Genomic DNA, 13149 nt, shown 5'->3' with positions numbered 1-13149 from the left:
AGGTTACAAGAAAGCAGGGGACGCGGCAATTTCAGCGTGAGGTTCTTCACCCGTAAAGGGTGAAGAGGATTTCCGGTTAATACTATTTTTTAAACAATTCAGGTGCCCACGGCGTCGGGTCTACCTCCATAAAGGGTGCACGCTCAAAGCGGGACTTCAGCGCCCAGGGCACCGTACAGTCGAAAATCGTTTTGCAGGTGATCCCGTTGCCACGAATGGAGGGACTGTAATCCGGTGCCTGAGACGGATCGAGCTGGTGACCGCGGATCCCCGGCAGATGGGTGATACTGACATCGCCCTGCATACGGGTCGTCATCGCCCACAAAATGTCGTCGCTGTCGAAAATATCCACGTCTTCGTCGACGAGAATAATATTTTTAAGCTCGGAATAGGTGGCTAACGCGATGAGGGCCGCCTGACCCTGACGCCCTTCGTCAGAAGGCTGGCGTTTTTTAACCTGCAATACCCCAAGGAATTTGCCCCCGCCAGCGGTATGCGCATAGACGTTTTGCAGAAAACCGGGGATGGCTTCTTCCACCGCATTCCGGATGCTGGCCTCCGTTGGCAAACCGGCCAGCGTGGTGTGCTCTTCGCCCGGTCCTACCAGGGTTTGCAGGATCGCCTGATGACGCATCGTGACGGCCTTCACTTTGATTACCGGTAAGGAGGGGTTAGCCTCCCCACAGTAGCCAGGAAATTCCGGCATCGCGTGCCCGGTGTGGGTATGCTGATCTTCTTCTACGCGCACGCCCGGCAGCAGTTCGCCTTCGATGATTATTTCCGCACGCGCAATCGCTTTTTCCTGTACGGCCACACCCTGCACCAGCTCGACGGGGGCCTGACGTAACGCGCCGGCGACACCCAGCTCGTTGTAGCCGAAGGGCGTGGTAGGGGCTTCGAAACAGGCGCCAATATAGATAGCGGGATCGAGACCCATATTGATCGTGACCGGCAAGGGTTTGCCCGCCTCTTCGGCTTTCTTACGGAACACTTCAATATGGCGGCCCGCGGCAAGGAACATGGAGAGCTCATCGCGCTCCTGAACGCAAAGACGGTGAATAGTGACATCGGTCAGCGAGGCGTCTTCCGGATCGCTTGCCAGCACCAGCCCCAGACAGAAGAACGGACCGGCATCTATCGGCGTGTTGGTCGGTGCCGGAAGCAATTTACGCAGATCGAAGTCCGGATCGTCGGCATGAAACACCTGCTCCTGACACGGCGCCTGGGCCGCCGGGACCACAACGGGAGCAATCGGGTTTTTCACCGCCTGGCCGACATGTTTTGCCAGTTCAGAGGGCTCGCAGCCCAACAGGAGCGCCGCCCGCTCACGGCTGGCGTGCATACCGACCAGAATACGGGAGTCGGGATAACCCTTAATAGCGTTAAACATCATGGCCGGGCCGATGCGCGTCGGACGTTTTACCGTGCCGCCAGCACCAATATGCCGGTACACACCCGCCAGCTCCGCGTCAGGATCGACCGGATGGTTGGTTTCAAGGTATTGACCTTCATGGCGTTTGAGCAGTTCGATAGCACTTCTGAGATCGTTGATGTGGTTTTCCATATTTTCCCCCTCGGATGATTGCATCCATTCTTAACCGGACGAAGAAGGCTATCAATTGCATCATTCATGCTATTTTAATATGAATTTTATTATCAATAATGAAGGCACAGTATGCAGTTTCGACTGATGCGCAATTTTATCGTGGTGGCGGAAGAGCTTCACATGCATCGTGCGGCGGAGCGCCTTAACATGGCGCAGCCCGCACTGAGTCAGCAGATCAAAACCCTCGAAGAGCGCCTGGGGGTCACGCTTTTCAGCCGGGCGAATCGTCGCTTAACGCTGACGCCAGCCGGTGAGGCGTTTCTCAGTAAAGCCAGAGTGGCGATTTTTATGACCGATCAGGCGATTCTGGATGCCAGACAGACGGCCAGAGGGGAACAGGGCGTGCTGAATCTCGGATGCGTTTCAAGCGCGATATTCGACAGTAAGCTGCCCGACGCGCTGCGGCTTTTACATGAGAAATGGCCAGCCATTAGCCTTTCCATGATGACGGGAAACGTGCAAACCCTTTATACCGGCGTGCAAAGCAACCAGCTGGATGTGGCCATTATTCGTGCCCCGTTACCGCTGCTGCCTTACGATCTGCAAAGCCGTCCTTTTACAACGGAAAAAGCCGTGCTGGCCTTACCTCGTCAACACAGTCTGGCGGGCTCCGCCGCGCTGACGCTTGCGTCGGTGAAAGAGGAGAAGTGGATCGCCCTGCGCGACCCGGAGGGAATGGGGCTGGAGCAATATTTCTATGATGCCTGCCACGGCGCGGGCGTACAGCCTGACGTTGTGCAAAATGCCACCGATGTCCCCACGGTGATAAGCCTCGTCTCGGCAGGGTTTGGCATCGCCATGCTGCCAGCTTCAGCGAAGGCGATATGCGTACAAAACGTCGTCTTTGTGGATATTCTTGACCGACTCCGGGAGAGCGAGCTGACGCTGGTTTGCCACCGGATTATTCGCTCTGAGGTCCTGAAAAAATTGCTGAGTATCCTCGATCATACCTGACGTCCGGCGGCCTGAAGAAGCTGTTCTCGCAGCCAGCGATTAGCCGGATCCTGACTGTTTTTCGGATGCCAGTACATACCGATGACGATCGGCGGGAGATCCAGCGGCGGCGGAAAAATATCAAGCGTTTGCGTAAAGCGTAGCAACATGCGCCTGGGTAGGGTGCAGAGTAAATCGGTACCGGCAACAATTGCAGGCGCCATCGCATAGCTTTGCGTCGACATCACCACGTTACGCTGGTGGCCAAGCCCCGCCAGATGCTGATCGACAAAGCCCGCGAACGGGTCGCCCTCGGATGAAACCACCAGGTGTGAAAGACTACAATAGCTTTCCAGATCCACCGGCCCCGTACCGCGCGGATGGCCTTTCCGCTGGGCTGTGGCATATTCATCGTCAAACAGCTTGCGTCTGACCCATGCATCGTGCGCCCCCGCGTTAACGCCGATATAAATATCCACATCGCCATTTTCCATCTGCGCTGACAGCAGCTGGGTTTCCGGGAGCGCAAAACGCAGGCGGATACCTGGTGCCGCACTGCTAATCTGATTCTGCAACTCTGCCCCCAGCATTAGCGCCGGGTTTTCGTGCAGGGCAATAACAAAGGTGCGGTTGCTGTTCTGCGCGTTGAACGTGGTGGGTTCAAGCATCGCCGCTATGCCCTGCAAAACCGTCGCGACCTGCGGCCTTAACACTTCGGCGCGCGGCGTCGGTAACACCCCACGTCCGTGTGGGGAAGGGACAAACAGCGGCTCACCAAACAACACGCGCAGGCGTGCCAGGCGGGCAGACATTGCTGGCTGGCTGATGCCCAGCCGCGCGGCCGCATGGGTGATATTCTGGTCCCTGAGTAACGCATCCAGCGTCAGGATCAGGTCCATATCCATATCGGAGGGGGACATCTTATTTTGCGTCACGGTTGGTATAGGTCACCGGGACCCACGCGTAGCCTTCCCGCTCACCTTTCGTCACATAGCCGATCCCGGGGAAAGGCAGATGTGGCGCCGCAATCAGATCTTTGTTTTTCACAAACTCAGCGAAAGCTGCGTTGCGCACCCGGGCGGCGCCGTCCTGATCCTCATCGTAAGCAATCGTCACGTTGGGCTGCGGGAACTGAACTGCGGCGACGTGGATGATGTCACCGACAAAGGTAATTTTTTCACCTTTGCTCTCCAGCGTGTAAAACGCGGAACCTGGGGTGTGGCCCGGGTGAACCGTACCGCTGATGCCCGGCAGAAGCTGTTCGGTGCCTGAGAAAGTCTTCACTTTTCCGGCATCCAGATAAGGCTTTAATGTCTTGTGCGCGACATCGAAGTAGTTCTGGTCATAGCCAGACTTTTTCTGGTTCTTGTCGTTAAAGAAGAAATCGATATCCGGTTTGCCGACATAGACCTGCGCGCGGGTAAACACGCGCTGACCGTCTTTGACCAGGCCACCAGCGTGATCTGAGTGCGCATGGGTGATTAGAATATCGGTAATATCTTCGGGTTTGATGCCCTGGGTCGCCAGGCTTTCAATCAGCCGCCCGCCTTTGCCGGGGCCAAAGAGCTGACCGGAACCGGTATCCACCAGGATTTTGTGACCGGGCAAGGCGATATAAAACGCGTTAATCGATGCTTCCACCGGATTGGCCTGGAAGTTTTTGGCCAGTAACGCATCGGTATTTTCCGCCGTCGTCCGGCGCAGTAAGGCGTGCAGATCCTGCGGCACGCTGCCGTCCGTAAAGGCGGTGATAATCGTGTCGCCAACCTGAACGCTGTAGCCGCCAGCCTGCTGTTTCACCACATGCTGCGGAACGCTGGCCACCGCGTGGATCGCTGGAAAGAATAAAACTGAACCGGTCAACAGGGTTGATATCGCAAGTTTTTTCACAGTAAACATGATGGGCTCCTCAATAGTAAGTTCATCATAGTTCAACTGCGATTTTTGAGAACAGCAGGGGAGTGAATGTGACCTATCCATGAAATGGATAGGTCTGAGAGGATGCTTTACAGCACGCCGGTACCGCCATCAGAGCACCACACTTGCCCGGAAGCGTATGAGCAGGAATCGGAGGCAAACAGCACATACAGCGGTGCGATTTCAACCGGCTGGCCCGGTCGGCCCAGGGGCGTATCTTCCCCGAACTTCTGAACTTTGGACTGCGGCTGACCGCCGCTGGACTGAAGAGGCGTCCAGTATGGACCTGGCGCGACGGCATTTACCCGAATACCACGCGGTCCCAGCTGCTGGGCCAGAGACTTGGTAAAGGCCACGTTACAGGCTTTGGTCTGCGCATAGTCCACCAGGATCGCGCTCGGTTTAAACGCCTGAACGGAAGTGGTGTTGATGATCACGGCACCTTCCTGCAAATGGCGCAGCGCAGCTTTGGTGATCCAGAAGGGGGCATAGACGTTGGTCTTAAACGTCGCGTCAAAATCTGCCGTGGTGAGATCGTCGATAGATTCACAGTACTGCTGGCGTCCGGCGTTATTCACCAGGATATCCAGGCCGCCCAGTTCGGCAACGGCTTTTTCCACCAGCGTGTCGCAGAAGGACTCCACGCGAATGTCGCCGGGAATGGCGACCGCTTTACGGCCTTCGGCCTGAATCAGCGCAATGACCGATGCCGCATCGGACTCCTCTTCCGGCAGATAGCCAATAGCGACATCTGCACCTTCACGGGCATAGGCGATGGCTACCGCGCGACCTATGCCGGAATCACCGCCGGTAATCAGCGCTTTTTTTCCTGCCAGTTTTCCTGACCCGATATAACTTGTTTCACCATGATCCGGTATTGGCTTCATTTCCGATGCCAGCCCGGGAGCCCTTTGCGGTTGTTCTGCAAACGGTGGACGAGGGTAATGCAGCGTGTGATTATTTCCTGTAGACATACCGGCCTCCTTAATAGTGAATTCCAAGATTAGTCGTTAATTAAACGTAAGCGGGCAAAATTGACAAATTCAGACAAATCTATATTCCAGTGGCGGATATAAAATATTTTCTCAAGCCAGCATGTAATACCAGAAAAGGGCGACCTCATCTTTTTCCGGCAGGGCGTTGTAAAGGTAACGATCGTAACCGCCCAGAATAAACCCATAGTGACGATAGAAAAGGCAGGCAGAAACATTAACGTTCTGCGTCTCCAGCCGTAAGCCGGGCGCATTGAGGCTTCGCGCCCAGACGTGGGTGGCAGACATCAGCTTGTGCGCCGCGCCCGTTCGGCGTTTTGAACGCTCCACGGCAATGTAATCCACCGAAATAAATTTATTCCAGTTGCAGGACGCGGTTATAAAACCGGCGATTTCACCGTCATCCGTTTCGGCGATAAGAAATATTGAATCGGGATTAACGCAATGATTTTCCAGCGTCTGGAGATCCAGTTCATAGGTTTTATGATAAGGATCGGTTAGCGCCTCGATATGCAAATCACCATTGAGAAAAGGTTCTCTGGCAATCTCATCGACCGTAAAAGAAAAATCACAACATTCAAGACGGGCGAGGTCGGTGCTTAATCCTTTTCGAATATGCATAGTATTCCTTAAGTGGGAGTTATAAATAGATAATAGACGAAGCGGCATACCCTGCTGGCATAACACTCTGTTCATCCTGGTCTAAGCTTGTATTTCGTTCCGCGTAAAATGTGGTCATTCGAGGACAATGAATGGAATTCAGAACATGTCGCAGGCACTGGGGTGCTGAATTTATTTCCGATGACGTTGTACGTTTTCGCGTCTGGGCAGAAGGGCAGAAAGATCTCACGTTGCGTTTAACCGACACCGACATTCCGATGGCGGCGGTGGGCGACGGCTGGTTTCAGGTTGACGTGCCCGGCGTCAGACACGGTACGCCGTATCAGTTTGTTTTACAGGATGGAATGGCGGTGCCGGATCCGGCCTCGCGCGCGCAACAGGCTGACGTCAACGGCCCGTCGGTGGTAATCGACCCGCGTCACAACCTGCCCGCACAGCGGGAATGGCAAGGGCGGCCTTGGGAAGAGACGGTGATCTACGAGATGCATATCGGCACCTTCACCGGGGAAGGAACCTTCAGGGCGGCCATCGATAAATTGCCTTATCTGGCCGAACTGGGTATTACGCAACTGGAAGTGATGCCCGTGTCCCAGTTCGGGGGCGCGCGCGGATGGGGGTATGATGGCGTACTGCTGTATGCCCCGCACTCAGCTTATGGCACACCGGATGATTTTCATGCCTTCATCGATGCCGCCCACGCGCTCGGGCTTTCCGTGGTGCTGGATATTGTACTCAACCACTTTGGCCCGGAAGGGAACTACCTGCCGTTGCTCTCGCCGGCGTTTTTCCATCAGGATCGTATGACCCCGTGGGGCAACGGTATAGCCTATGAGGTTGAAGCCGTCCGGCAATACATCGCTGAGGCGCCGTTATTCTGGCTCTCGGAGTATCATCTTGACGGTCTGCGCTTCGACGCCATCGACCAGATCCATGACGACGCTGAGACCCATATTCTTCCCGAGATAGCGCAACGGATCCGCGACGCCTTTCCGGATCGGCATATCCATCTGACCACCGAAGACAGTCGCAACGTGATTTTCCTGCACCCGCGCGATGAACATGGTCAGACGCCGCTTTTCACCGCCGAATGGAATGATGATTTTCACAACGCCGCGCATGTCTTCGCGACCGGGGAATCACACGCCTATTATCAGGATTTTGCCTTTGAGCCGGAGAAAAAGCTGGCGCGGGCGCTGGCAGAGGGCTTTGTCTACCAGGGGGAAATCTCGCTTCAGACCGGGAAATCGCGCGGGGTAGAGTGTCGCGAGCAACCACCGCAGTTTTTTGTCGATTTTATTCAGAATCACGACCAGGTCGGCAACCGTGCCCAGGGGGAGAGGCTTATCTCTCTGGCTGGGGCGGAGAAAACGCGCGTGCTATTCGCGGCGCTGCTCCTGTCGCCACATATCCCGCTGCTGTTTATGGGTGAGGAGTATGGCGAAACGCATCCGTTCCTCTTTTTCACCGACTTCCATGGCGACCTGGCGAAAGCCGTGCGGGAGGGGCGCGCGAAAGAGTTTACCGGCCATGCCGGGCACGATGAAACCGTACCGGATCCCAATGACGTAAATACCTTTATGCGGTCGAAGCTTGACTGGAACAAGGCAGACACAGAGGAAGGCAGGGCGTGGCTGCACGTTACGCGCGAACTGATTGCGCTGCGTCAACGCTTTATCGTCCCGTTACTGAAACAGCGGGGCGCCGTGGAGGGTAACGTCCTGCAAACGGCGCTCGGCATGGTTGCCGTGAGCTGGCGTTTTCCGTCCGGTACGCTGTCGCTGGCGCTGAATATCGGCAAAAAGCCCCTCGCCTTAGCGGACCTGCCCGGAAAAACGATCTTTAGCTGGCCGGAGGCAGTCGAAAACCTGCCGCCGAACAGCATTGTTGTTCGCTTTGCTGATGGAGAAGCAGCGCTATGATCCCTTCCTCTACTTACCGAATTCAGTTTCGCAACGGCATGACCTTCGATCGCGTGGTAGAGCTGATTCCGTATATGAAAGACCTCGGAATTAGCCATCTTTACGCGTCGCCTGTTTTCACCGCAACCACGGATTCCACCCACGGCTATGACGTGACCGACCCCAACGAAATCGACCCGGCGATTGGCGGGCGGGAAGGGTTTGACCGCATGGCGGCAGCATTAAAGCAGGCGGGAATGGGGCTGATTCTGGATATCGTTCCTAACCATATGTCGACCTCGCTGGAAAACCGCTGGTGGCGCGATGTTATCGAGCACGGTCGGCAGAGCCGCTATGCGGCATATTTTGATATCGACTGGTCCCGACCCCTGACGTTGCCGTTTCTTGGCGACACCTTTGAAGCCGAACTGGAGCGGGGGGCTATCACCCTAAAACGTGACAGTGTCACCGACGGCGCGGCGTTGGTTTACTATGATACCGCCTATCCGCTTAATCCCGGCACGTATGCCGAAGGCAAGAGCATCGCTGAGATCCACGAGGCGCAAAGCTGGCGGCTGATGTCCTGGCGGGAAGCGCCGAAACAGCTTTCATGGCGGCGCTTTTTTGAAATCACCGGGCTGGTCGGCGTGCGGGTAGAGGATGAGGCGGTATTCGCAGACACGCACCGCCTGATCCTTGAGCTTGTCCACGCCGGGGTTGTCGACGGCCTGCGCATTGACCATGTGGACGGGCTTGCCGATCCGCTGGGCTATTTGCAGCGACTGCGTGCGGCGACCGGACCGGATTGCTACATCACGGTAGAGAAGATCCTCGCCAAAGGGGAACAGCTTCCTCCGGAGTGGCCCATCTCAGGTACTACGGGCTATGAGTTTATCGCCTCCCTGGCGGAAGTGCTGGTGGATGATACCAACCTCTCGCGGCTGGAGACGCTCTACGACGAGACACTGGGTACGACCGTTGACAGGCAGGCGGAACTTCGCAACGCCAAAGGCCTGATGACCGATCGTAATTTTGAAGGTGAATTTACCACGCTGCTCAAAATAGCCAGCGAGCTGGCCGGGCATAACGGTGCCGAAGTGGAGCATGAGGATATCCGCCATGCCCTACGCGAGCTGCTTATCGCGTTTCCGGTGTATCGCACCTACGGCACCGCTGAGGGGCTGACGTCACCGGATGTGGCGCTGCTCAGCCGCGTGGTCGCCAGCGTCAACACCTCTGAACCCGCTCTGAGCCTTATCGTGCGTATTCTCACCGGCGATCTGCCGGCGCATGACCACGCGCTGGCCTCGCTTTTCCGCACCCGTTTTCAGCAGCTGACCGGGCCGCTGATGGCGAAATCGGTAGAGGATACGCTGTTCTTCCGCCATAACCTGGAGCTGGCCCTGAACGAAGTCGGCGCCGACCCGACGCCGCGCGCGTTTTCACTTTCCCGTTTTCATCAGGAGATGCGCATTCGACTTGCCCGCCAGCCCGATGCGCTGCTGGGAACCTCCACCCACGACACCAAACGCGGCGAGGATGCACGAGCTCGTCTGTATACGCTGACGGAAGCGCCAGATCTGTGGGGAGAAAATCTGGCGCGCTGGCGGCAGATGAACCAGACGCAGGTCCGATTCCTCAACGACGGCACCGCGCCGAACGCCGCCGACACCTGGATGATCTTCCAGGCTCTGGCGGGCGTCTGGCCAGCAACCCTGTCGCCTGAGGATCGTGATGGCCTTAAGTCACTGGAAGAGCGTTTCCTCGGCTTTATCGAGAAAGCCCTGCGCGAGGCCAAGCAGCGTACCGACTGGATCGACAGCAACGAAGGTTACGAGAGCGTGGTCCTGGACTACGTGCGCCATCTGCTTTCCCCGGATAACACCCTGTTCCTGCGTGATTTCAGTGCCGCACTCCAGCCGTTTATTCGGGCTGGGTTAATGAACAGCCTGAGCCAGACGGTGATCAAACTGACTGCGCCTGGCGTACCGGACATCTACCAGGGCAGCGAGGGGCTTAACTTCAGCCTGGTCGACCCGGATAACCGCCGCGAACCGGATTTCACCGCGCTGGCGAAAAATCTCAGCACGGCGGATGCAGCACTCTTTAACGATACGCAACGCTGGCGAGACGGCAGCGTGAAGCAGTACGTCACCGCCACGCTGTTACGGCTTCGGCCACATTACCCCGCGCTTTTCCGCTACGGCGACTGGCTGCCGCTGAAGGTAACCGGCGAGCGGGAGGAGAATCTGATCGTTTATGCCCGCATCAAAGATGACGAGGCGCTGATCGTCGCCGTGCCGCGCCTGGTGTTTGACGTCACCGATAATGCGATGCTGTGGGCCAATACTACCGTGGCCATACCCCAGGCGCTGGCCGGGAAGCACTACCGGGATCTGTTTACCGGTGAGCGTCGCCTTCTGCCAGAGACGCTGGATTTAACGTCTGAAAAGGGATGTTTGTTGGTTCTGCTTACCTGCGAATAATCGAGGAGAACAAAAATGCCAAAGGATACAACGTTTGAAATTCGGGCCGGTCATGGCCAGCAGTTGGGCGCAAATTATGACGGGAAAGGGGTGAACTTCGCCCTGTTTTCCGCCCACGCGGAGCGGGTGGAGTTGTGTCTGTTTGATCCTTCGGGAAAAACAGAAATCGCCCGTCTGGAACTGCCGGAATATACCCATGAGGTCTGGCACGGCTATGTGCCGGACCTGAAACCGGGGGCGCTGTATGGCTACCGCGTTTACGGCCCCTACGATCCGGAGAACGGTCACCGCTTCAACCCCAATAAGCTGCTTATTGACCCCTATGCCCGTGAACTGGTAGGTGAAATTGAGTGGAACGATGCCCACTTCGGCTATGAGATGGGACACGACGAGCTGGATCTCAGTTTTGACACGCGAGACAGCGCGCCGTTTACGCCCAAATGTAAGGTCATCGACCCCAATGCCGTTGACTGGCAGGACTCACGCCGGCCCGATATCCCGTGGCCGCATACCGTGGTCTATGAAAGCCACGTAAAAGGCTTTACCCAGCTTAACCCGGCTATTCCGCCTGAACTGCGCGGTACGTTTGAGGGGATGGGGCATAAAGCCTCGGTGGAGTACATTAAAAGCCTCGGCATTACCTCGGTCGAGCTGCTACCGGTTCACTGGTTCCCTGACGATCAGCACCTGCTCGATCGCGGCCTGAAAAACTTCTGGGGCTATAACTCGCTCGGTTTCTTTGCGCCAGCGTCCCGCTATTACGGCCCGGCGGGGATCCAGGGTTTCCGCGACATGGTGCGTGCTTATCATGACGCGGGCATCGAGGTGATCCTAGACGTGGTCTATAACCACACGGCGGAGGGCAACGAGCTGGGACCAACCCTGTCGTTTAAGGGGATTGATAACTTCTGCTATTACCGCACCATGCCGGATCAGCACCGGTATTACATTAATGACACTGGCACCGGAAACACCGTAAACACCTCGCACCCGCGCGTGTTGCAGATGGTCATGGACTCCCTGCGTTACTGGGCGGAATCGATGCAGATTGACGGTTTCCGCTTTGACCTCGGAACCATTCTCGGACGCGAGCCGGAGGGATTCGACCCGCGCGGCGGCTTCTTTGATGCCGTGACCCAGGATCCGGTGCTGTCGAAGCTGAAGCTTATCGGTGAACCGTGGGATATTGGCCCAGGGGGGTATCAGGTGGGGGGCTTCCCGCCAGGCTGGGGCGAGTGGAACGACAAATACCGCGACACGGTACGTGAATACTGGAAGGGAGATAACGTTTCTAACGATTTTGCCGCCCGTCTGTTAGGGTCCGGTGATTTGTACGATCTGCGCGGACGTCGTCCGTGGGCCAGCGTCAATTTTATCACCGCGCATGACGGCTTTACGCTGAACGACCTGGTGTCCTACAACGAGAAGCATAACGCCGATAACGGGGAAGATAATAACGACGGACATAACGATAACCGGTCGTATAACTACGGTGAAGAAGGGCCGACGGAGAACCCCGATATCATCGCCACCCGCGAGCGGCAAAAGCGCAACTTCCTCACCACGCTCTTCTTCTCCCACGGCACGCCGATGCTGCTGGCAGGTGATGAGTTTGGCCGGACGCAAAAGGGCAATAATAACGGCTATTGCCAGGACAGCGAGATCTCCTGGATAAACTGGGAAGGACTCTCTGAAAACGACGAGAAGCTGCGCGACTTTACCCGTCGGTTGATTGCTCTGCGCGCTGAGCAGCCGCTGCTGCGCCGTGAAAACTGGCGCGACGGGCTTGAGATCCGCTGGTTTAACGCCGGTGGCGGACCGCAGCAGTCTGAGCAGTGGGACGAGGGTTCCACCCTTGGTCTTGCCATCAGCCGTCCGGATCTTGAGCAGGAAGAGGGCATCTGGCACGACGTGCTGATGCTGTTTAACCCGTTTGAAGGCACGGTGCCATTCCAGATCCCGCAGTTTGGCGAAGGGGGCTGGGTGCTGGAGCTTTCGACGGCGGATGATGCCCCCACAGGGGAAATCATCACGGAATCCGTCGATTATGAACTGGCCGGGCGGAGCATAACGCTTTTCCGCCGTCCTTAAAGCGAGGCCGCCGCACGTGCGGCGGTATCATACAGGGAGGAGATCGCGCGGAGTAACTGCGCGGTCTCACCAATCGACGCGCCTGGAATGCCGCTTTCCGCATGAATGTTGATCAGGCAGGCTTCCCGTACCTCCCGGTACTTCATGCACAGCGCTTTGCCTTCCTCCGTCGTCGAGAAAAAGAGCTCTTTCCCCGCTTTTTCACTGGTGACGTAACCCGCCTTTACCAGCTTTTTCAGCGCATACGTCACCACGTGGGTATCTTCCACGTTCAGCACAAAGCAGATGTCGGCCAGCTTTTTCTTGCGGTTGCGGTGGTTTACGTGGTGCAGAAGCGAGACGTCGAAAGCGCCCATATCCGGTTCACCTGCTGCGGTCATGCAGCGCACCATCCATTTGTTAAACGCATTGCTGGTCATGATCAACGCGTATTCCAGCTCCGACAGTTCGGCACACCGCTCTGAGACGAGATGGCGGGAGGAGACGATACGCCCGTCCGCAATGTCGTCGTGGTTTAACGCTGTTTTCGTTTTCTTTGTCGTCATACCGATCCTTTCTCCAGAATGTAAACCCGTCGATAAAATAAGAACATTTTATTGATAAAT

10 protein-coding genes are annotated in these 13149 nt (G+C 56.6%); 4 read left to right on the top strand and 6 right to left on the bottom strand.

The genetic code is table 11. From position 1 onward, the window contains the following. Positions 1 to 82 precede the first annotated feature (82 nt). A complete protein-coding gene (locus tag IM282_RS00195) occupies positions 83 to 1564 on the bottom strand; it encodes a UbiD family decarboxylase (protein WP_192969977.1) in 1482 nt (493 codons plus the stop codon). A 111-nt stretch (positions 1565 to 1675) separates the two neighbouring features. Between IM282_RS00195 and IM282_RS00190 the strand changes: the two genes are divergently transcribed. Further along, positions 1676 to 2560, top strand: a complete 885-nt coding sequence (locus tag IM282_RS00190; RefSeq protein ID WP_192969976.1) for a LysR substrate-binding domain-containing protein — start codon at positions 1676 to 1678, stop codon at positions 2558 to 2560. Here the strand turns inward: IM282_RS00190 and IM282_RS00185 are convergent. The 4 genes from IM282_RS00185 to IM282_RS00170 form a co-directional block, all read right to left on the bottom strand. Then, positions 2551 to 3459, bottom strand: a complete 909-nt coding sequence (locus tag IM282_RS00185; protein WP_022648164.1) for a LysR family transcriptional regulator — start codon at positions 3457 to 3459, stop codon at positions 2551 to 2553. The genes IM282_RS00190 and IM282_RS00185 overlap by 10 nt on opposite strands. Position 3460: 1 nt before the next feature. Continuing rightward, complete coding sequence (locus IM282_RS00180; protein WP_063841992.1) at positions 3461 to 4438, bottom strand: MBL fold metallo-hydrolase; 978 nt, start codon at positions 4436 to 4438, stop codon at positions 3461 to 3463. 107 nt (positions 4439 to 4545) lie between these two features. Next, positions 4546 to 5430, bottom strand: coding sequence for an SDR family oxidoreductase (locus IM282_RS00175; protein WP_022648162.1), 885 nt, complete (start codon positions 5428 to 5430; stop codon positions 4546 to 4548). 111 nt (positions 5431 to 5541) lie between these two features. Then, positions 5542 to 6069, bottom strand: a complete 528-nt coding sequence (locus IM282_RS00170) for a GNAT family N-acetyltransferase (protein ID WP_022648161.1) — start codon at positions 6067 to 6069, stop codon at positions 5542 to 5544. A gap of 131 nt (positions 6070 to 6200) precedes the next feature. On the opposite strand from IM282_RS00170, the gene treZ reads away from it, so the two are divergent. Genes treZ through glgX form a run of 3 tightly spaced genes read left to right on the top strand, consistent with a single transcriptional unit; the run spans position 6201 to position 12544 of the window. Beyond that, the gene (treZ, locus tag IM282_RS00165; RefSeq protein ID WP_063200233.1) at positions 6201 to 7988 is read left to right on the top strand and encodes a malto-oligosyltrehalose trehalohydrolase; all 1788 of its coding nucleotides are present in this window, start codon (positions 6201 to 6203) and stop codon (positions 7986 to 7988) included. Continuing rightward, positions 7985 to 10453, top strand: a complete 2469-nt coding sequence (gene treY, locus IM282_RS00160) for a malto-oligosyltrehalose synthase (protein WP_192969975.1) — start codon at positions 7985 to 7987, stop codon at positions 10451 to 10453. The genes treZ and treY overlap by 4 nt, the downstream gene beginning before the upstream one ends. 15 nt (positions 10454 to 10468) lie before the next feature. Beyond that, positions 10469 to 12544 carry a glycogen debranching protein GlgX gene (gene glgX / locus IM282_RS00155; RefSeq protein ID WP_063145886.1) on the top strand — a complete coding sequence of 692 codons (2076 nt, stop codon included), beginning with the start codon at positions 10469 to 10471 and terminating at the stop codon, positions 12542 to 12544. Here the strand turns inward: glgX and IM282_RS00150 are convergent. Beyond that, positions 12541 to 13089: a winged helix DNA-binding protein gene (locus IM282_RS00150; protein ID WP_022648157.1), complete on the bottom strand. Its 549-nt coding sequence runs from the start codon at positions 13087 to 13089 to the stop codon at positions 12541 to 12543. The two genes, glgX and IM282_RS00150, sit on opposite strands and share 4 nt — an antisense overlap. Positions 13090 to 13149 lie beyond the last annotated feature (60 nt).

The sequence above is a fragment of the Enterobacter cloacae complex sp. P29RS genome, from assembly GCF_014893445.1.
In the GTDB taxonomy this organism is placed as follows: Bacteria; Pseudomonadota; Gammaproteobacteria; order Enterobacterales; family Enterobacteriaceae; genus Enterobacter; species Enterobacter intestinihominis.
This window is presented reverse-complemented; position numbering and strand designations above follow the sequence as displayed.

Bases quoted from the DNA above. Each gene is read 5' to 3' on its own strand.
- glgX (WP_063145886.1), top strand. From the start codon at position 10,469: ATGCCAAAGGATACAACGTTTGAAATTCGGGCCGGTCATGGCCAGCAG.
- IM282_RS00190 (WP_192969976.1), top strand. From the start codon at position 1,676: ATGCAGTTTCGACTGATGCGCAATTTTATCGTGGTGGCGGAAGAGCTT.
- IM282_RS00185 (WP_022648164.1), bottom strand. From the start codon at position 3,459: ATGTCCCCCTCCGATATGGATATGGACCTGATCCTGACGCTGGATGCG.
- IM282_RS00180 (WP_063841992.1), bottom strand. From the start codon at position 4,438: ATGTTTACTGTGAAAAAACTTGCGATATCAACCCTGTTGACCGGTTCA.
- IM282_RS00175 (WP_022648162.1), bottom strand. From the start codon at position 5,430: ATGTCTACAGGAAATAATCACACGCTGCATTACCCTCGTCCACCGTTT.
- IM282_RS00150 (WP_022648157.1), bottom strand. From the start codon at position 13,089: ATGACGACAAAGAAAACGAAAACAGCGTTAAACCACGACGACATTGCG.
- treZ (WP_063200233.1), top strand. From the start codon at position 6,201: ATGGAATTCAGAACATGTCGCAGGCACTGGGGTGCTGAATTTATTTCC.
- IM282_RS00170 (WP_022648161.1), bottom strand. From the start codon at position 6,069: ATGCATATTCGAAAAGGATTAAGCACCGACCTCGCCCGTCTTGAATGT.
- IM282_RS00195 (WP_192969977.1), bottom strand. From the start codon at position 1,564: ATGGAAAACCACATCAACGATCTCAGAAGTGCTATCGAACTGCTCAAA.
- treY (WP_192969975.1), top strand. From the start codon at position 7,985: ATGATCCCTTCCTCTACTTACCGAATTCAGTTTCGCAACGGCATGACC.